Raw genomic sequence first — 24,634 nt, 5'->3', positions numbered from 1 at the left:
CCAATACCTTCGTGATCGCCGTCGTTAACGTCGTCTTACCATGGTCCACGTGCCCGATCGTTCCCACGTTCACGTGCGGTTTGCTGCGGGAAAATTTTTCCTTTGCCATTTTTATACTCCTTATTCTCTAATGCAACCTTGCGCCCGCACAGGCGGGCGCAAGGGTAAAGTGTTAAGCAGCCACTTTTGCGGCGGTGCGTTTTTCAATAATCGCTTTCGCGACGTTGGCCGGCACCTCGGCATAGTGGCTCGGTTCCATCGTAAACGACGCACGGCCCTGAGAGAGCGAGCGGACGTTGGTGGCATAACCGAACATTTCAGCCAGCGGCACTTCGGCGCGGACATAGCGCACGTTGCCTCTGACGCCCATTTCGCCAATCTGGCCGCGGCGGGAGCTCAAGTCGCCAATAATATCACCCAAGTTGGATTCCGGAGCCACTACTTCTACCTTCATAATAGGTTCCAGAATAATCGGGTTAGCTTTCTTGGCGCCGTCTTTCAAGGCCATAGAAGCGGCGATTTTAAAGGCCATTTCGGAAGAGTCTACTTCGTGGAACGAACCGTCAAACACGGCCACTCTGATATCCACCAAGGGGTATCCGGCAATCGCACCGGAATCCAACGCTTCGCGGCAGCCTTTTTCAATGGCAGGGATGTATTCTTTCGGAATGCGGCCCTGCGTAATTTCGTTGACAAATTCAAAGCCTTTGCCTTTCTCCAGCGGTTCCAGGCGCAGGAATACGTGACCGTACTGACCGCGGCCACCGGACTGGCGGACGAACTTGGTTTCCTGTTCCACCGTCTTGGTGATGGTTTCGCGGTAAGCTACCTGCGGGGCACCCACGTTGGCCTGCACGTTGAATTCGCGTTTCATGCGGTCTACAATAATATCCAAGTGCAGTTCACCCATACCGGAAATAACGGTCTGGCCGGTTTCTTCATCGGTGCGGACGCGGAAGGTCTGGTCTTCTTCGGCCAGGCGGGCCAAAGCGTTGGACATTTTTTCTTCGTCCGCTTTGGATTTCGGTTCCACCGCGATAGAGATTACCGGTTCGGGGAAGGTGATGCTTTCCAGCACGATCGGCGCTTCAGGCGCGCAAATCGTCTGACCCACGCGGGAGTTTTTAATGGCCACCGTAGCGGCAATTTCGCCGGCGCCGAGTTCTTTTACTTCTTCGCGTTTATCGGCCATCATACGCATCATACGGCCGATGCGTTCCGTGGCGTTTTTGCCCGGGAAGAAAACCGCATCCCCGGCTTTTAACGTACCGGAATAAATGCGGAAGAAGCTCAGTTTACCGACGAAAGGATCGGTCTGTACTTTAAAAATAAGTCCGCAGAACGGTTCAGAGTTGGAGGCTTTGCGGTAAATCGTATCGCCCGTATTGGGATCCGTCCCTTTGACCGGCGGAACGTCTACAGGAGAGGGTAGATAATCGTTCACGCAGTCCAAAAGCGGCTGCACGCCTTTGTTTTTATAGGAAGAACCGCAGATAACGGGGAAGAATTTGCCCGTAAGCGTTCCTTTGCGGATGGCTTTTTTGATTTCTTCAACCGTAAAGTCCGTTTCGCCGTTTAAGTAGCGTTCCATGATGGTTTCGTCAAAATCGGCGAGTTTTTCAATCATTTCCGTGCGCGCTTTCTGGGCAGCTTCTACGAGGTCGGCCGGGATGTCCACTTCGTTAAAGGTGGCACCGTTGTGGTCGCCGTCCCAGATAATGCCTTTCATCTTCACCAAGTCTACCACGCCGACAAATTTGTCTTCGGCGCCAATCGGCAGCTGGATCGGGCAGGCATTTCCACCCAGTTTTTCTTTAATGGAGTTGGCGGAGCGGATGAAGTCCGCACCAATGCGGTCCATTTTGTTGATGTACGCGATGCGGGGTACATGGTATTTATCGGCCTGGCGCCATACGGTTTCAGACTGAGGTTCCACCCCTTGCACGCCGTCAAAGCAGCAGACGGCGCCGTCCAGCACACGCAAAGAACGTTCCACTTCGGCCGTAAAGTCCACGTGGCCGGGAGTGTCAATAATGTTAAGCTGGCAGTCTTTCCACACGCAGTAAATGGCGGCGGAAGTGATGGTGATGCCTCTTTCTCTTTCCTGTTCCATCCAGTCCGTTACGGAAGCGCCGTCGTGCGTTTCGCCGATTTTGTGCACTTTGCCCGTATAGTACAGGATGCGTTCGGAAGTGGTGGTTTTACCAGCGTCGATGTGCGCGATAATACCAATGTTTCTGATTTTTTCCAACGGATAGGTTTTGAATTCAGCCATATCTTATTTCCCAATTACCATTTAAAATGAGCGAAAGCGCGGTTGGCTTCAGCCATTTTATGCACGTCTTCGCGTTTCTTAAAGGCAGTGCCTTCTTTCTTAGCGCCCAACATAATTTCTTCGGCCAGTTTTTCAGCCATCGGGCGGCCTTTGCGGCTTTGCGCGGCACCGATCAGCCAGCGCATCGCCAGCGAAGTGCTGCGAAGCGGCTTGACTTCGGTCGGAACCTGGTAGTTGGCGCCACCCACGCGGCGGGCTTTTACTTCCACCAGCGGGCGGACGTTTTCAATGCACTTGGTAAATACGTCCAAGGCATTTTCTTTGGTTTTTTCGGCAATGATCGCCATCGCATCGTCCAGGATGCGTTCGGCGGTAGAGGTTTTGCCTTCAAAATTTAATTTGTTAATGAACCGGGCCACGAGCACGGAATTGTATTTATAATCCGGCGCGGGCTGCGGTCTTCTGTCTCTGGGTCTTAAACCTTTTCTCGGCATATATCTTTTTCAACTCCTAAAAATTATTTACCGGCTTTCGGTCTCTTTACACCGTAAAGAGAGCGGCCTTGTTTTCTGTTTTCAACGCCGGACGCGTCCAACGCGCCGCGGATGATGTGGTAGCGCACACCCGGCAAGTCCTTCACACGGCCGCCGCGCACCAGCACGATGGAGTGTTCCTGAAGGTTGTGTCCCACGCCGGGAATATAAGCGGTTACTTCCACTTTGGAAGTCAGCTTCACACGGGCCACCTTTCTCAAAGCAGAGTTCGGTTTTTTAGGGGTCGTGGTATAAACACGGGTGCAGACGCCGCGTCTTTGCGGGCAAGCCTGCAACGCCGGGGATTTCGTCCGGTTGGACTCTTTCGCCCGTCCGTATTTTACTAATTGGTTTACTGTTGGCATTATTACTTCTCTCCTGTTTCTTTGCGTTTTTGGTTAAACTCTTCGGCAATTTTCCGGGCGGAAATACCTGTACCCGCCGGGATTAAATGGCCTACGATTACGTTTTCTTTCAGGCCTCGCAATTCGTCCACCTGGCCCGTGATGGCGGCGTCCGTAAGGACTTTGGTCGTTTCTTGGAACGACGCCGCGGAAATAAACGATTCGGAAGCGAGGGACGCTTTACTGATACCCAAAAGGATGGTTTCGGCGTCGGCTAAGCGTTTGCCTTCGGCCTTCATCTTTGCGTTCTCTCTGAGCCAGCTTGCGCGGCTTAAGATTTCGCCTTTCAGGAAATGCGTGTCTCCCGCATCCAGAATTTTTACGTTCCCCAACATCTGACGGACAATAACCTCAATATGTCTGTCGTTAATTGTAACGCCCTGCAAGCGGTACACTTCTTGGATGGCGTTTAACAGGAACTCTTGCGCTTCTTTTTCGCCCTTCACGCGCAGCACGTCGTGGGGGTCGATGGCGCCGTCGGTTAAGGCTTCGCCTACGCCAACGTGGTCGCCTTCATAAACTACAAGGTGTTTGCCCTGCGGAATGCTGTACTGCTTGACCTGGTTGGTCTCTTCGTTCCGCACGACAACCTCAATCAAACCTTTGGGCGACGTTTCCAAGCTGACGATCCCTTCAAACTCGGAAATAATTGCCGGGTTGCGGGGCCGTCTGGCTTCGAACAATTCCGCAATTCTGGGCAGACCGCCGGTGATGTCTTTGGTGCCGCCCGCTTCGCGCCCGATTTTGGCAAGCACGTCGCCGGGTTCCACTTCTTCACCGTTTTCCACCATCAGAATCGTATCAATAGGCAAAGGCAGGCTGACTTTTTTGTCTTTGCCTTCAATGCTGATGCGCGGGTTTTTCTTACCCATGCGGCTCGCGGTAATTTTGCGTTCAATTACGCCCGTAACTTTGTTGCGCTCTTCCTGCAGGGTGATACCTTCAATTACGTCAGTCAGTCTCACCGTGCCCGGCGCTTCGGCCAGCACAGGAATAGAGTGCGGGTCCCACTCCGCGAGCAGGGTTCCCTTTTTGACGGTCGCTTTATCCGCGGTGTACACGGAAGCGCCGTACTGAATCTTGTATTCTTTTATTGTACCATTTCCAGCCTCTACAAAGATAGAGCCGTTTCTGGAAATACAAATTTTATTATCGTAGCGGTTGGTGATAATCTTGACGTCTTTGAACGTTACTTTGCCGTCAATTTCCGCCACCGCCTGGCTGCGAGACAACACGCGCGAAGCCGTACCACCGATGTGGAAGGTACGTAACGTCAGCTGCGTACCCGGTTCACCGATGGACTGCGCGGCGATAATACCTACCGCATCGCCCGGGTTGCTCTTGGACGAAGTCGCCAAAGACAAACCATAGCACTTGGCGCACACGCCGTAAGGAGCTTCGCAGGTAAGCACGGAGCGGATGCGTACGGATTCCACGCCGTATTTCTTGACCAGTTTGCTCTGTTCCAGCGTAATCAAATCGCCTTCTTTGATAATGGTCTTTTCTTCCTCGGTGCCGTCGGCTTTTTTCACTTTCACCACGACATCTTCCAAGCTGGTGCGGCCCAAAATGCGTTCTTCAATGGGTTCCACCATTTCTTCGCCGCTCATCAGGGATTTGACCACGATTCCGTTATGGGTGCCGCAGTCTTCTTCCGTAATTACGACGTTGTGAGCGACGTCCACCAGACGGCGGGTTAAGTACCCGGCGTCGGCCGTTTTCAAAGCCGTATCGGACAAACCTTTACGACCGCCGTGCGTGGAAATGAAGTATTCCAAAACGGACAGCCCTTCGCGGAAGTTGGCGGTAATAGGCGATTCAATAATTTCGCCCTGGCCGCCGGTCAGTTTCTTCTGCGGTTTGGCCATCAATCCGCGCATACCCGCCAGCTGGCGTACCTGCTGGCGCGAACCGCGGGCGCCGGAATCCGCCATCAAATAGACGGAGTTAAAGCGCTGGCCGCTGTGTTCTTTGTTGGTCGGGTCATATTTGGATTCTTCAAATTTTTTCATTTCTTTGAAGAGTTCGTTGGCCACGTCGTCCGTGACGCGCGTCCAAATATCGATGACTTTGTTATAACGTTCGCCTTCCGTGATGATACCGGCTTCGGCCTGCGCCTGAATTTCTTTGACTTTCTTTTTGGCGTCGTCAATATATTTCTGCTTGGCCGACGGGATCGTCATATCCGCGATGGAAATGGACAGACCGGACAGGGTGGCATAGTGGTACCCCATCTTCATGATCTTATCCAAGAGCTGTACGGCTTCGTAGCGGCCGTATTTTTTGCTCTTATAGCATTCGTCCACCAACGCGGCCAGCTCTTTCTTGCCGACCGTCTTGTTGATGTATTCCCAACCTTTCGGCAACGCCTGGTTGAAAATAATGCGGCCCACGGAAGTAAAATCTTTCCATTTGGACGGATCTTTTTCTTCTTTGCCGTCCAAACCGGGTTCCACAATGGCGTTAATGCCGCGCACTTTGATTTTGGCGTGATACGAAAGCTTGCCGTATTCCAACGCCACCAAAGCTTCTTCCTTGCTGCCGAAAATGGAACCTTCACCGATATCACCGTCTTTGATTTTGGTCAAAAAGCTCACGCCCAACACCATATCGTGGGACGGAGAGGCAATCGGCTTGCCGGACGCAGGCGACAAAATGTTGTTGGAGGCCAACATCAGGGTGCGGGCTTCCATCTGCGCTTCCAGCGAAAGCGGCACGTGCACGGCCATCTGGTCACCGTCGAAGTCTGCGTTGAAAGCGGCGCAGGTTAAGGGGTGCAGCTGGATAGCTTTCCCTTCAATCAGCACCGGTTCAAACGCCTGAATACCCAAGCGGTGCAAGGTCGGAGCACGGTTGAGCAGCACCGGGTGGTTCTTGGTTACTTTTTCCAAAATATCCCAAATTTCCGGGCGGACTCTTTCCAGCATTTTCTTGGCGGATTTCAGCGTTACGCCTTCTTTCTTCATCAATTCGCCAATGATAAACGGTTTAAACAGTTCCAACGCCATCAGTTTGGGCAAACCGCACTGGTGCAGTTTCAAGTTCGGGCCGACCACAATAACGGAACGGCCGGAATAGTCCACGCGTTTCCCCAGCAGGTTCTGGCGGAAGCGGCCGTGTTTGCCTTTGATGCTGTCCGACAGGGATTTAAGCGGTCTGCCGCCGGGCCCAATGAAGAATTTGCCGCGGGCGCCGTTTTCAATCAAGGCGTCCACCGCTTCCTGCAAGAGGCGTTTTTCGTTGTAAATCATCACTTCCGGCGCGCGCAGGGATTCAATATGTTTCAAGCGGTTGTTGCGGTTGATGATTCTGCGGTACAAATCGTTGAGGTCGGACGCCGCAAACCGGCCGCCGTCGAGCGGAACGAGCGGACGCAAATCCGGCGGGATGACGGGCAGTACGCTTAAAATCATCCATTCCGGGCGGTTGCCGCTTTCTTTAAACTCTTCCATCGTTTTAATGCGGCGGATGAGTTTGGTGCGTTCCATTTCGCTTTGCGTATTTTTAAGCTGTTCGTGCAAAGCCGGAATTTCTTTGTCAAAATCAATGCCTTCCAGCAACGTTTTAATGGCCGGCGCGCCGATGCCCACTTTCAAGCGGGCCCCGTGTTTTTTGCGGGCTTCGCGCACTTGTACGTCGGAAAGGAGCGTGCCTTTCTTAAAGTCCACGCGGCCGGTTACGCTGTCTACGCAGTCTTCCAGCACCACATACGCGGCATAATACACCACGCGTTCCAAATCGCTCGTGCGCATATCCAGCATAATCCCGATGCGGGACGGATTTTTGCGCAGGAACCACACATGCGCCACCGGGACGGCCAGTTCAATGTGGCCCATGCGTTCGCGGCGCACTTTGCTTTCCGTAATTTCCACGCCGCAGCGGTCGCACTTAATGCCTTTGAATTTTACCCAGCGGTATTTGCCGCAGGCGCATTCGTAGTCCTTGGTCGGGCCGAAAATGCGTTCGCAGAATAAGCCGTCGCGCTCCGGTTTAAGGGTGCGGTAGTTAATGGTTTCCGGCTTTTTTACTTCGCCGTAAGACCACGCCAGAATTTGCTCCGGACTGGCGATGCCCAGTTTAATGGCATCAAAATCGAAGAAGTTGAGTTCGTTCAATTTTTTAACTTTTTTCGTTTGTTGCATTGTTCAAATCCCCGGCTTATTTAGCAGCGGCTCCCGTTTCTTCGGGCGCTTCGGTTTTGGCCTCGGCCTTTTTCTCGGCGGAGGCGGACGGCGTTTGACCGCCGTCCTCAACCTTCTTCAGCAAATCTACGCTCAGACCCAAGGCCTGGAGTTCTTTAATAAGTACCTTAAAGGATTCCGGCACACCGGGCTGGGCAGGCGCTTCGCCTTTGACGATGGATTCATACATCTTGGTGCGGCCGACGAAATCGTCGGACTTCACGGTCAGGAATTCCTGCAGCGTGTACGTGGCGCCGTAACCTTCCATGGCCCACACTTCCATTTCACCAAAACGCTGTCCGCCAAACTGCGCTTTACCGCCCAACGGCTGGCGCGTAATCAAGCTGTACGGGCCCGTGGAGCGGGAGTGCACTTTGTCTTCCACCAAGTGGATCAGCTTCATCATATACATGTAGCCGATGGTGACTTTTTCTTCAAAAGGCTCGCCGGTTCTGCCGTCATAGAGCGTAATGCGGCAGTAATCGTCCGGCAGGTATTTGGCGGCGTATTCTTCGCGCGCTTTGCCGGTAAGGCCTTTGTCGTCCAAAATCTTCTCTTTGGCTTTACGCACCTGTTCCACTACTTCGGCTTCGCTCGGCCCGTCAAAGACCGGGGTGGCGGCGTTGTAGTGCAGGTAGTGCGCGGCCCAGCCGAGCATCGTTTCCAGCAGCTGGCCCACGTTCATACGGGAAGGAATACCCAACGGGGAAAGCACAATGTCCAGCGGCGTGCCGTCCGGCAAGAAAGGCATATCTTCTTCCGGCAGGATGCGCGCCACCACGCCTTTGTTCCCGTGGCGGCCGGACATTTTGTCCCCTACGTGCAGTTTGCGTTTGGAAGCGATGTACACTTTGACGGATTTATTAACCGTTACCGCGAGTTCGTCCCCTTGTTTAGAGAATTCCATCTCGCGTTCGTAATGTTCCACAGTTTTCTTTTCCATCAATTTGTACAACGCATTGATGCGGGCTTCTTCTTTCTTCAAATCAGCTTCTTTCTTAATAGAAGCTTTGGCATTGGCCAACGCGCGTTTGCGCTGTTCTTTCAAGAGTTCCAGCGTGGAATCTTTTTCGTTTTCCAGCGCCGTCAAGCGGGCTTTTTCTTCGGCTTTGGTCAATTTTTCTTTGCGCACGAATACGCGGGTGCCCAAAATTTTGCCGCTGGTGCCGGGCGGAACGCGCAAGGAGGCGTCCACCACGTCGTCGGCTTTTTTACCGAAGATCACTTTGAGCAGCCGTTCTTCCGGCGTAAGCTGCTGTTCGCCTTTCGGCGTTACTTTGCCCACCAGAATGTCGCCGGGTTCCACCACCGTAGCGGGGAGGACGATCCCGTCGTTATCCAAGTGCGACAAGGCTTCCGCACCGATGTTGGGAATATCGCGGGTGATTTCTTCCGCGCCCAGTTTGGTGTTGCGGGCATCCACCGTAAATTCGTGCAGGTGGATAGAGGTAAATACGTCGTCTTTCACCAAGCGGGAAGACACCAAAATAGCGTCTTCGTAGTTATACCCTTCCCAGCACATAAAGCCGACCAGCATGTTGCGGCCCAAGGCCAGGTAGCCGTTGTCCATAGACGGGCCGTCGGCAATGACTTGGCGGGCTTTTACGTTGTCGCCCGTTTTGACGATCGGGTGCTGGTTGATGCAGGTGTCTTGGTTGGAACGTTTGTATTTCAAAAGTTCATACACATCGTAGGTGCCGTCTTTGGCTTCTACGATGATTTTGGAGGCATCCGCGAATTGGACGCGGCCGTCGCGGCGGGCTACTACGGAAGTACCGGAGTCGCGCGCGACTTCGTGCTCAATCCCGGTGCCCACATACGGCGCTTCCGGCATTAAAAGCGGCACGCCCTGGCGCTGCATGTTACAACCCATCAACGCGCGGTTGGCGTCGTCGTGTTCCAAGAACGGAATGAGCGCCGCGGACACGCTGATTACCTGCAGCGGGGAGACATCCATATAATCTACCGCTTTGGGCGAAACCAACGGATAGTCCGAGCGGACGCGGCAGGCTACGAGGTCGGTGTCAATTTTGCCGTCTTTGGTGGTAGGCGTATTGGCCTGCGCCACGAGCTTGTCGTCTTCGGCGTCGGCGGTCAATTCTTCCACCTGGTCGGTTACTTTGCCGTTGACCACTTTGCGGTACGGCGTTTCAATCAAACCGTATTTGTTGACCTTGGAATAGCACGCCAACGAGGTGATTAACCCGATGTTCGGGCCTTCCGGGGTTTCAATCGGGCAGACGCGGCCATAGTGCGTGTAGTGTACGTCGCGCACTTCGAATCCGGCGCGTTTGCGGTTTAAGCCGCCGGGCCCCAAGGCCGAAAGTCTGCGTTTGTGGGTCAGTTCGCCCAAGGGGTTGATCTGATCCATAAACTGGGAAAGCTGCGAAGTACCGAAGAACTTGCGAACAATCGCCTGCACCGGCTGCGCATTGACGAGCGCACGCGGAGTGGGATTGGTCAGCTCGCGGTTCATGCGGTCGCGGGCGGTTTTGGCCATTTGCGACAAGCCTACGCGAATCTGGTTTTCCAACAATTCCCCGATTCCGCGCACGCGGCGGTTGCCCAAGTGGTCAATATCGTCTACTTTAAAGGTAAATCCGTCTCCATACATCTTTTGCGCATCTTCGCCGGCGTTCAAGGCCAAGAGGTATTTGACCGTAACGATGATGTCTTCCGGCGCCAAGGTGCGGCGTTTTTCGGACGGAGTCGTAAATTTTTTGAATTTGAATTTGCTGATTAAATCAAACATGTTCGCAAATTTTTTGTTGATTTTATAGCGGCCGACAAAGCTTAAATCATATCTGCGGATGTTGTCGAAAATCAGGTTGTTGAGGAAGGTTTCCGCCTGTTCTTTTACGACGAAGTCCTGCCCTCTCATCTTTTTGTAAATTTCGGCCTGGGCCTCGGCGGCGGTGCGGATGGAATCCTTGCGGTGTTCCAAGGTCGCCAAAATACCGGGGTCGTCCTGGCGCGGTTTGCCGGAAATTACTTTGATGGTTTTTACTTTCTTTTCAATTAAGGTTTTGAAAAGTTTATCGTCAATCGGCAGGGCGGCTTTTTCGTCCAGGTTCCACAGCACTTCGCCGGTGGCCGGATCGTAAATATCGTCCGCCGCGTAGCGGCCGATGACGCCGTCAATGTTGGACGGCTTCACTTCAATATCTTCGCATTTGTAGAAGGTTTGGATAATCTGTGCGTTGGTTTCCAAACCGCAGGCGCGCAGGAACGTAGAGGCCAACACTTTTTTCTTGCGGTCAATGCGCACCCACAGCGCGTTCATCAAGTCAAACGAGAATTCAATCCACGCCCCGCGGTACGGAATGATGCGCGCCACATACAGGCGTTTACCGAAAGTGGACTGTTTTTTCTCTTCGTCTTCTTCAAAAATAATGCCCGGAGAGCGGTGCATCTGGCTGACGACCACGCGTTCGGCGCCGTTAAACACAAAGCAGCCGGCATCGGTCATCAACGGCAGATCACACAGGGTTACGTCCTGTTCGGACGCTTCTTTCATCTTCCCGTTTTTCTGTTTTACTTGCAAGCGCAAAAGGGCTTTTAAGGGCGCGGAATAGGTGCTGTCGCGCACGGCAGCTTCGGCCGGGGTGGCGTAGCGGGGGGCGCCCAGTTCATATTTCAAAAATTCAAGTTTCATACTCCCGTCGGGAGCTTCAATAGGGAAAACGTCTTCAAAAGCGGCTTGCAGGCCTTTTAGTTCCCGCTTGGCGGGAGGGACATCCAGCTGCAAAAAGTCTACGAACGACTGTTTTTGCATGTCCAGCAAATCGGGTAAGGGAAGTTTCGTGGAAATTTTGCCGAAATTTGTTTGTTTTTCAATCATTTCTGTTCTTCCTGCTGTTTAGCAGCGGACTGCCCAACCGGACGCAACGCACTACGCCGGAGGCGGCAGGCCCGCCGTTATACCCTGTCCTTAAGGGTACGTAATCCCAACCCCCGCAAACGCGGGGGATGGGATTAATAATTCGTTGGTTGAACTATTTGAGTTCGACGGTGCCGCCGGCTTCGGTGATTTTCTTTTTGAGTTCTTCAGCTTCGGCTTTGGCAACGTTTTCTTTCACGGCTTTCGGGGCACCTTCCACCAAGTCTTTGGCTTCTTTCAAGCCCAAGCCGGTGATTTCGCGCACGACTTTGATGACGCTGATTTTCTTGGCGGCATCAACAGCGGTCAACACAACGTTGAATTCGTCTTTTTCTTCAGCGGCAGCGGCAGCCGGAGCAGCAGCGGCGGCAACGGCCACGGCCGGGGCGGCGGCTTTCACGCCGAATTTTTCTTCAATAGCTTTCACGAGTTCGGAAAGTTCCAGAACGGTGAGTTCAGCAATAGCGTTTACTAATTCTTCTTTGGTCAATTTAGCCATTTTATTTTTTTCCTTGTTTTATAGAGTAGCTGCCTTCTGCCTAAACCGTGTTTAGGCCCGTGCATTTATCCTTTCGGGCTACTACCGCTCTTGGCGGGTTTAGATTTTGTCTGTCTTCTGTCTTTGGACGGGCCCTAGGCTCTTGCTAAGCACCCGCCCAAAAGAACATTGCTCCGTAAACCGAAGCCGATGACCGGACGAAACATCCGTCCGCCGTTATTATTTGCCGTTTTGTTTGTCTTCCACGGCTTTGATAACGTAGGCAAAATCCCGTATCGGAGCTTGCAGCACTTGCGCGGACTGCGCCACCGCGTTGTACAACGCGCCGGCCAGCTTGGAGAGGTTCTCTTCCTTGGTACCGATGGTAGCCAATTGTTTCACCTGTTCTTCGCTGTACCAAACACCGTCCGAATAGCAAGCACGAAGCTTCAAAGCCGCAAACTTTTTCTGAAAGTCCACCAACGCTTTGGCAACGGCGGCAATGTCGCCGCCTACCGCGATGGCCGTCGGCCCTTGAAAGAGCTTTTCATCAGCGCCTTCAATTTTGGCCTGGCGGATGGCGTGATCTACGATCGCGTTGCGTTCCACACGGAATTTCGCTCCCGTGGGCGCCAACTGCGCGCGCAGCTCGGCCATATCCACGAACTTCAAGCCTTGATAGGCCGTGAAGAACAGGGTGCCGCTAGCGGTAATTTCAGAAGCCAAGTCTTGCGACTTTTGTTTCTTTTGGTCTTTTGTCAGGTTCATTTTCTTGCCTGTTTACTAACGAAAACGGCTGCGTTTTTTGCTTAAATTTTTGATTTTTTAAGCAGAGAAAACGACAGCCACAAACTCCCTTCCCTTCGTTTTACCGTCGGAGGAGTTATGGTTCTCGTTAAAAATCGGGTTAATTACTTCTATTATATTTTATCAATAAAAGCCGCCTATTGCAATCCTTTTTGCAAACGTTTTATCCGCGGCTCTTATATTTATTATACTAAAATCCGCCGGCTAAGCCAAGCGGATTTCTTTATTTTTTAACCAGATTCTTTTTTTTATTTTTTGTTTTGGCCGGGGCTTTGGCAGGCTTTTGGGCACTCGGCTGGATGGCCGGAACCGGCATGGAAAGCATTTCATTTTCCCACGCGGTTGCGTTTTTTTGGATGGTTTGCACCATTTTTTGCCGCACTTGGTCTTCGTTTTTGGCGTTCGGATATTCCCGGTACACAAATTGCAAGGCCACCGGATGCCCTTGGTGCGTGGTAAAGCGGAAAAAGTTAAATTCAAAAATCCCCGGTTTAGTTGCAATAAAAGACAAGCCGGCATCGCTTCCTTTCCCCGGGAAAAAGCTGTATTCGGTACCGGGATAGTGTTGTTGTAAATTATAAATAACGCTGGAAGCCACTTCCTGCGGCGTATTTTGCAGTGCATCATAAGAACGGACGGTAAACATCGTGGAATAGGAAGAAAAATCCTCGCCGGCCGGCAAATACTCATTCAGCCGTTCCTGCGCATTTCCCACGCTGTATTGCAGGGTGTATTGCGTGCCGGCAAAACGGATAGTATCCGCCTTGTCTTTTGCAAAACTCACGCCCGTCATCCCTACCATGAAAGCCACCAAAATACCGATTAGTTGAATCCGACGCATAAAAAATCTCCTTTTTTCAGCTCTTTTGTAAAAGATATCATATTCCCGCCCGCCTACACAATCCACGGGCCAATGCTTCCAAAAATTACGACCGTTACCCAACCGAACACCCGATTGTGGGCAACGCGGGAAATCCCCCACTTTTGATTCAGCCCTCCAGACAGGCCAAATACGCGGCGGCCCGGCCGGGCAATATGCTCATTTGCACAATAACCAGCCAAAGGACAAACAACCGGCTCTCCCGCACGAAACATGTCCTGCGGACTATTTGCTTGGGTGCTGTTCCTGGGCGGCCTTATACGCCGCGATGCGTTTTTGTACGTTTTCTTTCAGATTATTATAGAAAAACATATAGTCATACATATGCATCACGCCCGGTGGGAACACCGCTTGGCTGGCATTGTATTTGGCGGCATCGGCATGCACGGCCAGGGCACCGGTCTTTTCTTCCAGCCAGACGTCTGAAAAGTGTGGAATTTCTGCTTGCTTTTCGCCCGTTACAATATCAAAGATAACCGCTCCTTTATGCAAAGCGGCCGGAGCGACGGAAGAGTCCGCCTTCCAGCTTACCGGATTGATTCCCTTGGCGCCTTTTTTTAATACATAGGAATATCCATACCCCGGCAGCTGCGTGTTATACGACACGATGACCCCCGTATCCGTTTCTCCCTGCGCCATTTTTAGCCAGGGGTAACGCTCCAAATCATCCTCGGTAACCGAGTAGCCAATCAGATACGCCGCCACAAATTGCTTTTGCCATTGGGGGTTGTCAAACTTCTTTTCCATTAAGTTTAATAAAGCCATAGAGCCCTGGCTAAATCCCGCCAAAATAAACGGACGCCCCTGATTGAAATGCTCCATATAGTATTTAAATGCCCGGGCCACATCTCGGTATCCGTCTTTCAGCAAGTCTTCCGCTTCCCGCTCCTTCATCCAAACGACTTCTATAGAGGCTTGACGATAATACGGGGCAAACAGGTTGGCCTCGTCTGTAAAGACGCCGGCATTAATGCCAATTTGCACGTCTGCTTTTGCCCGCAGCTGCGGATCCGAAATGTCCATTTGTTCGGGGCCCGCTCCGCCAAAAATAGTGGGATATACATAAAAAACGTCTACGGGCTTATCTGCTAGCCCGGTGGGCAGGGAAGCCCAGTTTTCTGCTTGGGCATAATCGGGAACCGCAGGTTGCGGCACCGGCGAGGAGCCCAAACAGCCGCAGAGCCCCACGGGTAAAATAAGGAAAAAGAAATAAAGTAATTTGCGCATTAGATTTCCCCCTTGCTTCCTTACAATATAGCGGATTTGTGACGTATTGTAAATGAAAGTATTGGGTCTTAAAATAAAAAAGAAGAAATATAGGGCCCGCGGCATGCAAAAACTCTTTTCGGCCTTTTTTAAAAGCAAGCGCGTGAAAAAAGATTTGATTACGCCCGGCCTAACCAAAGCACAAACGGAGGGTGAACTCCATTTTTTCAACCCCGCAAGAAAGGAAAGGACGGTCTGTGTGTTTCGCAGGAAGAATTGCAAAAACAACCAGCCCGCCACTTATTTATACAACAAAAAACCCCGCGGTTAAGCGGGGTTTAAATCTTAAAGTAAAAGGCTGGGATGAGACCGACAACGATCTACTCTCTCAGCGCCGAATTGGGCGCCAATACCATCGACCCTGACGAGCTTAACTGCCGTGTTCGGAATGGGAACGGGTGTGGCCTCGTCGGAATTATTATCAGTCTCATTCCAGCCTCTTAGTAAAAGAACAAATTTGAAAAGGAACTCGTTTTACAACATGTTCCTTTATACGTTAGAATCCTTCTCTCCGCTGATCAGGCGGGTCATCGATTCCTCCTAACGTCTAGATAACTTAGAAAAGCGCAAGTGTTTTCACTTACTATTCTTTATCTATCTGGATTAAAGAATATGGCCAAGCCTCACGACCTATTAGTACAGATTAGCTGAACACATTGCTGTGCTTACACACTCTGCCTATCAACCCGGTAGTCTTCCGGGGGTCTTCTGGGTAGTTAATCTACCAGGGAAACCTTATCTTGAGGCGGGTTTCACGCTTATATGCTTTCAGCGTTTATCCCTACCGAACACCGCTAATCAGCTATGCTTCTGTAGAAACAACTGATATACAGGAGGTTCGTTCATCCAGGCCCTCTCGTACTATGGACAACTCCTCTCAAGTTTCCTGCGCATACAACAGATAGAGACCGTACTGTCTCACGACGTACTGAACCCAGCTCACGTACCACTTTAATGGGCGAACAGCCCAACCCTTCCCACCTGCTTCAGCGGGAGGATGTGATGAGCCGACATCGAGGTGCCAAACCGAGCCGTCGATGTGAACTCTTGGGCCCGATCAGCCTGTTATCCCCAGGGTAGCTTTTGTCCGTTGAGCGATGGCCCTCCCACGAGGGACCACCGGATCACTAAGTCCTGCTTTCGCACCTGTTCGGACCGTCGTCCTCACAGTCAAGCTCCTTTCTACCTTTGCGCTCAATGGCCGATTTCTATACGGCCTGAAGGAACCTTAGAACGCCTCCGTTACTCTTTAGGAGGCGACCGCCCCAGTCAAACTGCCCACCTGCCACTGTCCCCAACCCGGATTCACGGGTAATAGGTTAGAATCACAATCCACAAAAGCTGGTATTTCACCGTTGTCTCCACGCCCCCCTCAAGGAACGTTTCAAAGACTCCCAGCTATCCTACGTAATGTAAACCGTAATCCAATAACAAGCTACAGTAAAGCTCCATAGGGTCTTTTCGTCTTGTTGCATGCATCAAGCGTCTTCACTTGAACCACAATTTCGCCGAGCCCACCGTCGAGACAGCGGCTTCTTTGTTATGCCATTCGTGCAGGTCGGAACTTACCCGACAAGGAATTTCGCTACCTTAGGACGGTTATAGTTACCGCCGCCGTTTACCGGGGCTTAAGTTCGCAGCTTCGCCTTGCGGCTAACCACTCCCCTTGACCTTCCGGCACCGGGCAGGCATCAGGCCCTATACATCATCTTGAGATTTCAGCAGAGCCCTAAGTTTTTGTTAAACAGTCACGAAGCCCAATTCACTGCGACCCTTTCCCAATACATTGCTGCACCAGTACTCGGGCACTCCTTCTTCCGAAGTTACGGAGCTAGTTTGCCTAGTTCCTTGACGATGGTTATCTCGCGCGCCTTAGGATTTTCACCCCATCCACCTGTGTCGGTTTACGGTACGGTTATAGTAAGAACTCCCTACGAAGTTTTTCTAGGCAGCGTGATTGGACCACTTCGCGATCTTGCGATCACTCGTACTCGGTTTTCGACTTAGCCTCCGGACGGATTTGCCTATCCGAAGATGCCTACGGCCTTGAACTGGCATATAGCCAGATGGTTTACTCTCCTGCGTCCCTCCCTAGGTTATGACGCGCTTACTATAGTTCAGGAATATTAACCTGATGTCCTTCGCCTACGCCTTTCGGCCTGAGCTTAGGCCCGACTGACCCTGAGCCGACGAACGTTGCTCAAGGAAACCTTAGATTTTCGGCGGGAAGGATTCTCACCTTCCTTGTCGCTACTCATTCCAGCATTCTCACTTATTAGCGCTCCAGCACTCCTTACGGTATACCTTCGCAGCAGCTAATAACGCTCCCCTACCACTGTACAAAGACGAATCAATGTACAATCCGTAATTTCGGTAGTATGCTTAGCCCCGAGTCATCTTCGGCGCAGATTCACTCGACTAGTGAGCTATTACGCACTCTTCAAAGGGTGGCTGCTTCTAAGCCAACCTCCTAGCTGTTTAAGTAAATCCACATCCTTTACCACTTAGCATACATTTTGGGACCTAAATTGACGGTCTGGGCTGTTTCCCTCTCGCACGTGAAGCTTATCCCTCACGAACTGACTGCTGAAATATTCGCCGAGGTATTCAGAGTTTGACAGACATCGGAAGGAGGGTCGCTCCCCCTAAATCTACCAGTGCTTTACCCCCTCGGGTTAAATTTCAACGCTAGCCCTAAAGCTATTTCGGGGAGAACCAGCTATCACCAAGTTCGATTGGCCTTTCACCCCTAACCCCACCTCATGTAGAAACTTTTCAACGTTTAACACTCCGGACCTCCATTCTCTGTTACGAGAACTTCATCCTGGACAGGGTTAGATCACTTGGCTTCGGGTCTAATATGACGAACTAATCGCCCTGTTCGGGCTCGCTTTCACTACGGCTGCGGAGCTCTTCACCCCTTAACCTTGCTCGGCACATTAACTCGCTGGATCATTCTTCAACAGGCACGCCGTCGCACATTATACACCGAAGTGTATCATAGTGCTACGACAGCTTGTAGATGTACGGTTTCAGGTTCTATTTCACTCCCCTCTCGGGGTTCTTTTCGCCTTTCCCTCGCGGTACTGGTTCACTATCGGTTGCCAGAGAGTATTTAGCCTTGGAGAGTGGTCTCCCCGGATTCCCACCGGATTGCACGTGACCAGTGGTACTTAGGTACTTGCTAAGAGACAACTAGGTTTTCGTTTAAGGGACTGTCACCCTCTATGGTCGGACTTTCCAGACCGTTCAACTAACCTGTTGCTTGGTAACTCTTTGTGTCTAACACGAGCAAGCCCTGCAACCCCAACCCACGCACTCTATGCACCACACTGATGCATACAGTGCGGGGGCTGGTTTAGGCTATTCCCGTTTCGCTCGCCACTACTCAGGGAATCTCTTTGATTTCTTTTCCTGTAGGTACTGAGATGTTTCACTTCCCTACGTTGTCTTCTATCACCCTACCTCCGAGTCCGAAGACTCGGTCTTTAAGTGATGATCTGCAAGCTCTCACCTGCAGGGGTTCCCCCATTCAGAAATCCGCGGATCACAGGATATTTGCTCCTACCCGCGGCTTATCGCAGCTTATCACGTCTTTCATCGACTTCTGGCACCAAGGCATTCACCATACACCCTTGTAGCTTGACCATATTCTTTAATCCGACAGATTTTCATCTATCTAAATTGGTCATTTCAAATGCTAGATATTGCTATCTATATTTTTAGTATGATAACCATTAACTTTTCAGTTAATTGCGTTCTCATTGCTTAATTGTGTAAGTGTAAGTATATTCATATCACATTTAGAATATACAAACGCTTGGCTTTTCTAAAATATACTTTCATTCCCTTCGCTGCCCGTTAACCATTTTTATGATTTAAATGTTTAACTTCTGGAGTCTTACAAGAGAAGATTTAGTATAAGTTATCTAATTTTCAAAGAACTACAAATCTGACGCAACATGTTCACTAGGTTATATTGGAGCTGATCGGGATCGAACCGACGACCTCCTGCTTGCAAAGCAGGCGCTCTCCCAACTGAGCTACAGCCCCTTTAATAAGTTGCTGTGGGCCCGGAAGGAATTGAACCTTCGACCTCACGCTTATCAAGCGTGCGCTCTAACCAGCTGAGCTACGAGCCCAAGCTATTTTTAAAACCTTTCAAAAGAGCCTAAGCTCTATAACCTTCTATGTGCGAGTGGCCGACCTGAAACAGATAGCGCTTTCGCGCACCAGTTTAGAACTACCGACCTATTCTAAATTCCAAAGAAAATAGAATAAAGGAGGTGATCCAGCCGCACCTTCCGGTACGGCTACCTTGTTACGACTTCACCCCAATCACCAATCACAACTTAGGACCCAGACGACCTGGATACTTCTGTTGCAATTGACTTTCGTGGTGTGACGGGCGGTGTGTACAAGACCCGGGAACGTATTCACCGCAGCGTGCTGATCTGCGATTACTAGAGATTCCGGCTTCATGTGGGCGAATTGCAGCCCACAATCTGAACTGGGGCATAGTTTAGGGATTGGCTCCACCTTACGGTATTGCTGCCCTCTGTCTATACCATTGTAGTACGTGTGTAGCCCTGGACATAAAGGCCATGATGATTTGACGTCATCCCCACCTTCCTCCACGTTATCCGCGGCGGTCTCCTGAGAGATCCTATTGCTAGGCAACACAGGATAGGGGTTGCGCTCGTTGCGGGACTTAACCCAACATCTCACGACACGAGCTGACGACAACCATGCAGCACCTCGGCTGGCTCCCTTGCGGGTCGCACCTACTTTCATAAGTGCTACCACCAGTCGTTCGAGCCCAGGTAAGGTTTTTCGCGTAGCGTCGAATTAAACCACATACTCCACCTCTTGTGCGGGTCCCCGTCAATTCCTTTGAGTTTTAACCTTGCGGCCGTACTCCCCAGGCGGATAACTTAATGCGTTAGCGGCGGCACGGAAGGGGTCGATACCTCCCACACCTAGTTATCATCGTTTACGGCTAGGACTACCGGGGTATCTAATCCCGTTTGCTCCCCTAGCTTTCGCACTTTAGCGTCAGTAAAGGCCCAGAAATCCGCCTTCGCCACCGGTGTTCCTCCTAATATCTACGCATTTCACTGCTACACTAGGAATTCCGATTTCCTCTGCCTCACTCAAGAACGCCAGTTTCCGTTGCAGTTTCTGGGTTGAGCCCAGAGATTACACAACAGACTTAACATCCCGCCTACGCGCGCTTTACGCCTAGTAATTCCGAGTAACGCTTGCCACCTACGTCTTACCGCGGCTGCTGGCACGTAGTTAGCCGTGGCTTATTCGAGAGGTACCGTCATTTTTTTCTTCCCTCTCAAAAGGAGTTTACAATCCGAGAACCTTCATCCTCCACGCATCGTTGCTGGATCAGGCTTTCGCCCATTGTCCAAAATTCCCCACTGCTGCCTCCCGTAGGAGTAGGGCCCGTGTCTCAGTGCCCTTGTGGCCGGTCGCCCTTTCAGGCCGGCTATCCGTCGTCGCCTTGGTAGGCCGTTACCCCACCAACAAGCTGATAGAATATAAGACCGTCTCCAAGCGATAAATCTTTGATCTTTAAACGATGCCGCTTAAAGATGTTATGGGGTATTAGCAATCCTTTCGGACTGTTATTCCCCACTCGGAGGTGGGTTTCTTATACATTACTCACCCGTCTGCCACTAAACTTCACTCTGTATTGCTACAAAATGAAGTCCCGTTCGACTTGCATGTGTTATGCACGATGCCAGCGTTAACTCTGAGCCAGGATCAAACTCTCCATTAGAATTAATTACCTTTAAACCGCAAGCGGTTCAAAGGCGATCAATCGCTAACAGCGAGCTGTTGACTTTTGACTCTACTTATTTGAATTAACTTGGTGTCATACTATAGTATATGACTTACTGTAATGAGCTCTGAACTGTCAAATCCGAAGATCTGTCCGTTTCAGATCGCCCATTCGCACATTGCTGTCAAATTTTCAGAGAACGAAACTTCCTCGTTGCTTTTTTCCTGCTTGAAAAAAGCAATAGGAAATTTATTTTTAACTTCTTTATCAGCTTTTCTCGCTGTAAAGATATTATAACAAAATTTATTTCTGTTTGTCAAGCTTTTTTTGAAATTTTATTTTCAACCGCCTGACTTTTCTTACTACTCTTTTATTAAAGCATATTTTTTAAAGTTTGTCAAGCTTTTTTAAAACATCCAAACAAGCAGCCTGCTTCAGAGGCTCTTTTAGGTACTGCGATAAGTCTTTTATGCACTTCTTGATTATTCAAGGAAGTCATGGCCGCTTGGGGCCGAAGGGATAAGACTTATTATTAAGTGTTTTTATAAGGTGTTCTGCAAAACTAACTTGATCAGCTCGGCTCAGTCCATCGGCTGCCTTTTCTAATATAAGGTGATGTTTCGCTGCCGAAAAGTTTTCTGTTTGCAAAACGGTTTATAAAAACGAGTAAGAAGTTTTTGTTATTACATTTACAAAGATCAATTTCGACTACTCATATAGTCTAACAAAAAAAGACAGAAATGTCAAGACCCATTTTTCTAATTTTTCAAAAACTGAAAAAGGGTTCTTGAAAACTTCCGTGGAAACAAACCTTTTTGTTTCCTGATAAATCTAGTATAGCTAATTTTGCGGGGATTGTCAACTCTTTTTTCTCCGTCGAGAAAAGCGTTTTTGCAATCCTTGTCCCGGCGTTTTGGTTATTTGAGGCCGGGGGCAAACGCTATATTTTGATCTGTGTTTATATTAGCAAATTATTTCCCTTCCGGCAACTTTTTCTTTCCGTTTTGCGGTTTATCGTACGCGCGCGCACGCGCGCTCATAAAACAAAGAAGGATGCGCCGAAGCGCAACCCTTCTTCATTTTTTGTTGTACCCGTTTTTTTGTTTTTTCGTTGCCGGCTGTACCGGCAAGAAATCTGTTCTAAAAAAATAACCCCGCTTTTTTATTCAGCGGGGTTTTAAATAAATAATAAATGGAACTAACTGTCAAACGCCCGCGCCAACCGAAATCTCCTTTAGACCTTCCATCGGTTTAAAGGATTCGTGATTGACGTTAATAATTACGTTTAACAATTTCATAGTTATATTATGCGTTATTGCGCGGGGGAGTGTCAATTATTTTTTTAAATTTGCTATTCTTATATATATGGATACGCAAACGTTTTTAAAAAACACCTCGCGCAGTCTTTATTTAAGCGTACAGGCGCTGCCGTCCGCGATGCGCCCGACTTTTGGCATTGCGTATTTATTATGCCGCTACGCCGACACGATTGCCGATACGCCCATTCTCCCCTCCTCCCGCCGGCTCTATTGGGTGGAACGTTTTCCTCATTTAATCCAAACGCAAGACCCGCAGGAAATTGCGCAGCTGACTTCTGAAATTTCCGGCGGTTCGGAAAATCCGTACGAAGAAGCGCTGATAGAACACCTGCCGCAATGCTTGGCCTGCCTCAACCGTATCCCGCCCCATTTGCAAGAGCTGATTATGGATGTGGTGTACGCCGTATGCGACGGGATGCAAACGGACTTAAGTTTCTTTCCGCACGAAAAAGCCCCGTTGCCCAAAGCGTTTGACGCGCCTGCCGACTTGGAACGCTATTGCCGGCTGATGGGCGGAAAACCGGGATTGTTTTGGAGCCGCCTGATTTGCCGCACGATGCCCATTGCAATGCCGGAAGAAGAATTTTTTGAACTGGGGCAACATATTGGCGACGCGCTGCAAATCGTCAACATTCTGCGGGATTTGCCGAAAGACCTGCGGATCGGGCGGTGTTATTTCCCCAGCACGGACTTGCAGCAAGCCGGCCTAAGCGCGCCGGACTTGCTAAACCCCGCCAACTCCCCCCGCTTTGAGCCCGTTAAACGCAAATGGATTGCATGGGGCATTGCCAATTTAAAAAGCGCCAAAGCGTACTTTGAACAGCTGCCCAAAACGCAGCCGGGCCTGCGCGCAGCCGTGGCATGGCCTATTTTGTGGACGGCGGACACCTTGTTTAAAGTATATCAGGAACCGCAGCTGTTAAACCCAAAGCGGCGCGTCAAAATTTCCCGCGGGGTCATCTACCGCACGATGGCTGCCTCGCCGGCGTTTTTACTCAGCAATGCCGTATTTGCCAAATGGCTTGATTTTAAATTACGCAAATTCCGCTAAATTCCCGCCAATAAAAAAGCTATACTATAAAATGTGTTTTTTAAAAACTTCTCGTTTTGTGTTTGTACCCAACATACCCATACGCAGGAGTCCTCATGAGTGATATCTTAACGCAAGCCATCACCCTGCTCAACGACCGTTTTTTGGGCTACGTGCTGATGGCCGCCCTGTTATTTGCAGGCCTTTATTTTACCATTGCCACCCGGTTCGTCCAGTTCGTGCGGCCCAAAGAAATGCTGCGGCTGATGCTGGGGCAGACGGGCAACCCTAAAGAAAAGGGGCACATTTCGTCTTTCCAAGCCTTTTCCATCAGCACTGCCTCGCGCGTAGGCACGGGCAACATTGCCGGCGTGGCGATTGCCATTACGGTGGGCGGCCCGGGAGCCGTGTTCTGGATGTGGCTTATTGCCGTCATCGGTGCGGCGTCCGCCTTTGCCGAAAGCACGCTGGCGCAGGTATATAAGGTAAAAAGCGGCGCGCATTTTCGCGGCGGGCCGGCCTATTATATGCAAAACGCCTTGGGCAGCCGCAAAATGGGGCTGGCGTTTTCCATTATCATCACGCTGACGTTTGCGTTTGTGTTTAACTCGGTACAATCCAACACCATTGCCCAGTCTTTGCAGACCACTTTTTCCCTGGATCCTTTTTTAACGGGGATTATCTTGGCCGGGCTGACGGCCGTCATCATCTTTGGCGGCTTAAAACGCATTGCCAAGTTTTCGGCGGTTATCGTGCCCATTTTTGCTCTGGGCTACATCGCCATTACGGCCTTAGTGGTACTGTTTAACCTAGAAAAACTGCCGGGCGTGCTGGCGCTTATCGTGTCGGACGCGTTCAGCCTGCGCAATGTAGCCGGCGGGGCGCTGGGCGCCACCATTATGACGGGCGCCCGCCGCGGGCTTTTTTCCAACGAAGCCGGCATGGGCAGCGCTCCCAACGCAGCCGCCACCGCAAACATTTCGCACCCCGTCAAACAAGGCTACGTACAGGCGTTCAGCGTGTTTGTAGATACCTTAGTTATCTGCAGCTGCACGGCGTTTATCGTTATGCTGGCCGATTACCAATCGTTCCCGGGGCTTGAAGGCATCGCGCTAACGCAAAAGGCCCTCACACAGGAACTGGGGCCGGTGGGCAATTACTTTATATCCGCCAGCGTACTGCTTTTTGCATTTACGTCCATTATCGGCAATTATTATTACGGGCAGGCCAACGTGGAATTTTTAACCCGCCGCCGCTGGGTGATGGCGTTTTTCCGAACGGGCGTAAGCGTGATGGTGCTGTTGGGGGCCATTTTACAGTTAAAACTGGTGTGGAATATGGCGGACTTGTTTATGACGGTAATGGCGCTGATGAACATTTATGCCATTTTGCGTCTGCGCCGCCAGGTAATAGACGTGCTGGCCGACTACCGCCGGCAAAAACAAGCCGGCAAAGACCCGCAGTTTAACCCGGAAAACGTCCCTTCCGTGCATCATGCGGACGCTTGGACTCGCTGATTTTCCCTTTCAACAAGCGGAGCTCCGACGGGGAGTTCCGCTGTTGGGGGCCCAGAAAAATTGGGCCTTGAAAAAAGACACAATCCCACTATAGTAATAGTACTAAGTACTTGGGAACAGCCCGATAGTCCTTGGTTGCAGTTGTGAAAGCACGGCGTGTTTTCCTATTGCGTGAAGACCCGGATACGGAGCCTCCCTTGGAAAGAGGAACATAGGTCATGATAATGACATTAATGAGCTAAACCCCCGAAATAATACGCGGGGGTTTAT

Annotated in this window: 12 protein-coding genes, 2 tRNA genes and 3 rRNA genes; 2 read left to right on the top strand and 15 right to left on the bottom strand. The window is 50.8% G+C overall.

What is annotated here, in order from left to right; genetic code table 11:
• From B5F75_RS07220 to B5F75_RS07145, 15 genes are all read right to left on the bottom strand, one after another.
• Positions 1–109 (bottom strand): GTP-binding protein (locus B5F75_RS07220; protein WP_143351232.1); only part of this gene is annotated, 109 nt, incomplete at its 3' end.
• 63 nt (positions 110–172) lie between these two features.
• Positions 173–2,275, bottom strand: coding sequence for an elongation factor G (gene fusA, locus B5F75_RS07215; RefSeq protein ID WP_087289440.1), 2,103 nt, complete (start codon positions 2,273–2,275; stop codon positions 173–175).
• 14 nt (positions 2,276–2,289) lie between these two features.
• Entirely contained in the window at positions 2,290–2,769 is a 480-nt protein-coding gene (gene rpsG, locus B5F75_RS07210; RefSeq protein ID WP_087289438.1) for a 30S ribosomal protein S7, read from the bottom strand.
• Positions 2,770–2,792: 23 nt separating this feature from the next.
• A complete protein-coding gene (rpsL, locus tag B5F75_RS07205; protein WP_087289435.1) occupies positions 2,793–3,173 on the bottom strand; it encodes a 30S ribosomal protein S12 in 381 nt (126 codons plus the stop codon).
• A 2-nt stretch (positions 3,174–3,175) separates the two neighbouring features.
• Positions 3,176–7,354, bottom strand: coding sequence for a DNA-directed RNA polymerase subunit beta' (rpoC, locus tag B5F75_RS07200; protein ID WP_087289433.1), 4,179 nt, complete (start codon positions 7,352–7,354; stop codon positions 3,176–3,178).
• Between the two features lie 16 nt (positions 7,355–7,370).
• On the bottom strand, positions 7,371–11,234 hold the full coding sequence (gene rpoB / locus B5F75_RS07195; RefSeq protein WP_087289431.1) for a DNA-directed RNA polymerase subunit beta: 3,864 nt from the start codon (positions 11,232–11,234) through the stop codon (positions 7,371–7,373).
• Positions 11,235–11,388: 154 nt separating this feature from the next.
• Positions 11,389–11,772, bottom strand: coding sequence for a 50S ribosomal protein L7/L12 (gene rplL / locus B5F75_RS07190; RefSeq protein ID WP_239406359.1), 384 nt, complete (start codon positions 11,770–11,772; stop codon positions 11,389–11,391).
• Positions 11,773–11,991: 219 nt separating this feature from the next.
• A complete protein-coding gene (rplJ, locus tag B5F75_RS07185) occupies positions 11,992–12,519 on the bottom strand; it encodes a 50S ribosomal protein L10 (protein WP_087289430.1) in 528 nt (175 codons plus the stop codon).
• A 262-nt stretch (positions 12,520–12,781) separates the two neighbouring features.
• Complete coding sequence (locus B5F75_RS07180) at positions 12,782–13,399, bottom strand: hypothetical protein (RefSeq protein ID WP_087289428.1); 618 nt, start codon at positions 13,397–13,399, stop codon at positions 12,782–12,784.
• A 264-nt stretch (positions 13,400–13,663) separates the two neighbouring features.
• A complete protein-coding gene (locus B5F75_RS07175) occupies positions 13,664–14,665 on the bottom strand; it encodes a DUF3089 domain-containing protein (protein ID WP_158093811.1) in 1,002 nt (333 codons plus the stop codon).
• A gap of 346 nt (positions 14,666–15,011) precedes the next feature.
• Positions 15,012–15,130 (bottom strand): 5S ribosomal RNA (gene rrf / locus B5F75_RS07165).
• Between the two features lie 186 nt (positions 15,131–15,316).
• A 23S ribosomal RNA gene (locus B5F75_RS07160) occupies positions 15,317–18,352 on the bottom strand.
• Between the two features lie 332 nt (positions 18,353–18,684).
• A tRNA-Ala gene (locus B5F75_RS07155) sits at positions 18,685–18,757 on the bottom strand.
• A gap of 15 nt (positions 18,758–18,772) precedes the next feature.
• Positions 18,773–18,846 (bottom strand) — tRNA-Ile (locus B5F75_RS07150).
• Positions 18,847–18,983: 137 nt separating this feature from the next.
• Positions 18,984–20,495 (bottom strand): 16S ribosomal RNA (locus B5F75_RS07145).
• The 16S, 23S and 5S rRNA genes sit together here with 2 tRNA genes alongside, the layout of an rRNA operon.
• 1,368 nt (positions 20,496–21,863) lie before the next feature.
• Here B5F75_RS07145 and B5F75_RS07135 point away from each other — a divergent pair.
• On the top strand, positions 21,864–22,868 hold the full coding sequence (locus B5F75_RS07135; RefSeq protein WP_143351276.1) for a phytoene/squalene synthase family protein: 1,005 nt from the start codon (positions 21,864–21,866) through the stop codon (positions 22,866–22,868).
• Between the two features lie 95 nt (positions 22,869–22,963).
• A complete protein-coding gene (locus tag B5F75_RS07130) occupies positions 22,964–24,364 on the top strand; it encodes an alanine/glycine:cation symporter family protein (protein ID WP_087289417.1) in 1,401 nt (466 codons plus the stop codon).
• Positions 24,365–24,634 lie beyond the last annotated feature (270 nt).

The organism is Elusimicrobium sp. An273, from assembly GCF_002159705.1.
Classification (GTDB): domain Bacteria; phylum Elusimicrobiota; class Elusimicrobia; order Elusimicrobiales; family Elusimicrobiaceae; genus Avelusimicrobium; species Avelusimicrobium gallicola.
The sequence above is the reverse complement of the archived record's forward strand: the minus strand, read 5'-3'. Positions and strand labels throughout refer to the sequence as shown.

What these genes read in the sequence shown, in the direction of transcription:
- fusA (WP_087289440.1), bottom strand. Translation starts at nt 2,275, where the DNA reads ATGGCTGAATTCAAAACCTATCCGTTGGAAAAAATCAGAAACATTGGT.
- rpsG (WP_087289438.1), bottom strand. Translation starts at nt 2,769, where the DNA reads ATGCCGAGAAAAGGTTTAAGACCCAGAGACAGAAGACCGCAGCCCGCG.
- rpsL (WP_087289435.1), bottom strand. Translation starts at nt 3,173, where the DNA reads ATGCCAACAGTAAACCAATTAGTAAAATACGGACGGGCGAAAGAGTCC.
- rpoC (WP_087289433.1), bottom strand. Translation starts at nt 7,354, where the DNA reads ATGCAACAAACGAAAAAAGTTAAAAAATTGAACGAACTCAACTTCTTC.
- rpoB (WP_087289431.1), bottom strand. Translation starts at nt 11,234, where the DNA reads ATGATTGAAAAACAAACAAATTTCGGCAAAATTTCCACGAAACTTCCC.
- rplL (WP_239406359.1), bottom strand. Translation starts at nt 11,772, where the DNA reads ATGGCTAAATTGACCAAAGAAGAATTAGTAAACGCTATTGCTGAACTC.
- rplJ (WP_087289430.1), bottom strand. Translation starts at nt 12,519, where the DNA reads ATGAACCTGACAAAAGACCAAAAGAAACAAAAGTCGCAAGACTTGGCT.
- B5F75_RS07180 (WP_087289428.1), bottom strand. Translation starts at nt 13,399, where the DNA reads ATGCGTCGGATTCAACTAATCGGTATTTTGGTGGCTTTCATGGTAGGG.
- B5F75_RS07175 (WP_158093811.1), bottom strand. Translation starts at nt 14,665, where the DNA reads ATGCGCAAATTACTTTATTTCTTTTTCCTTATTTTACCCGTGGGGCTC.
- B5F75_RS07135 (WP_143351276.1), top strand. Translation starts at nt 21,864, where the DNA reads ATGGATACGCAAACGTTTTTAAAAAACACCTCGCGCAGTCTTTATTTA.
- B5F75_RS07130 (WP_087289417.1), top strand. Translation starts at nt 22,964, where the DNA reads ATGAGTGATATCTTAACGCAAGCCATCACCCTGCTCAACGACCGTTTT.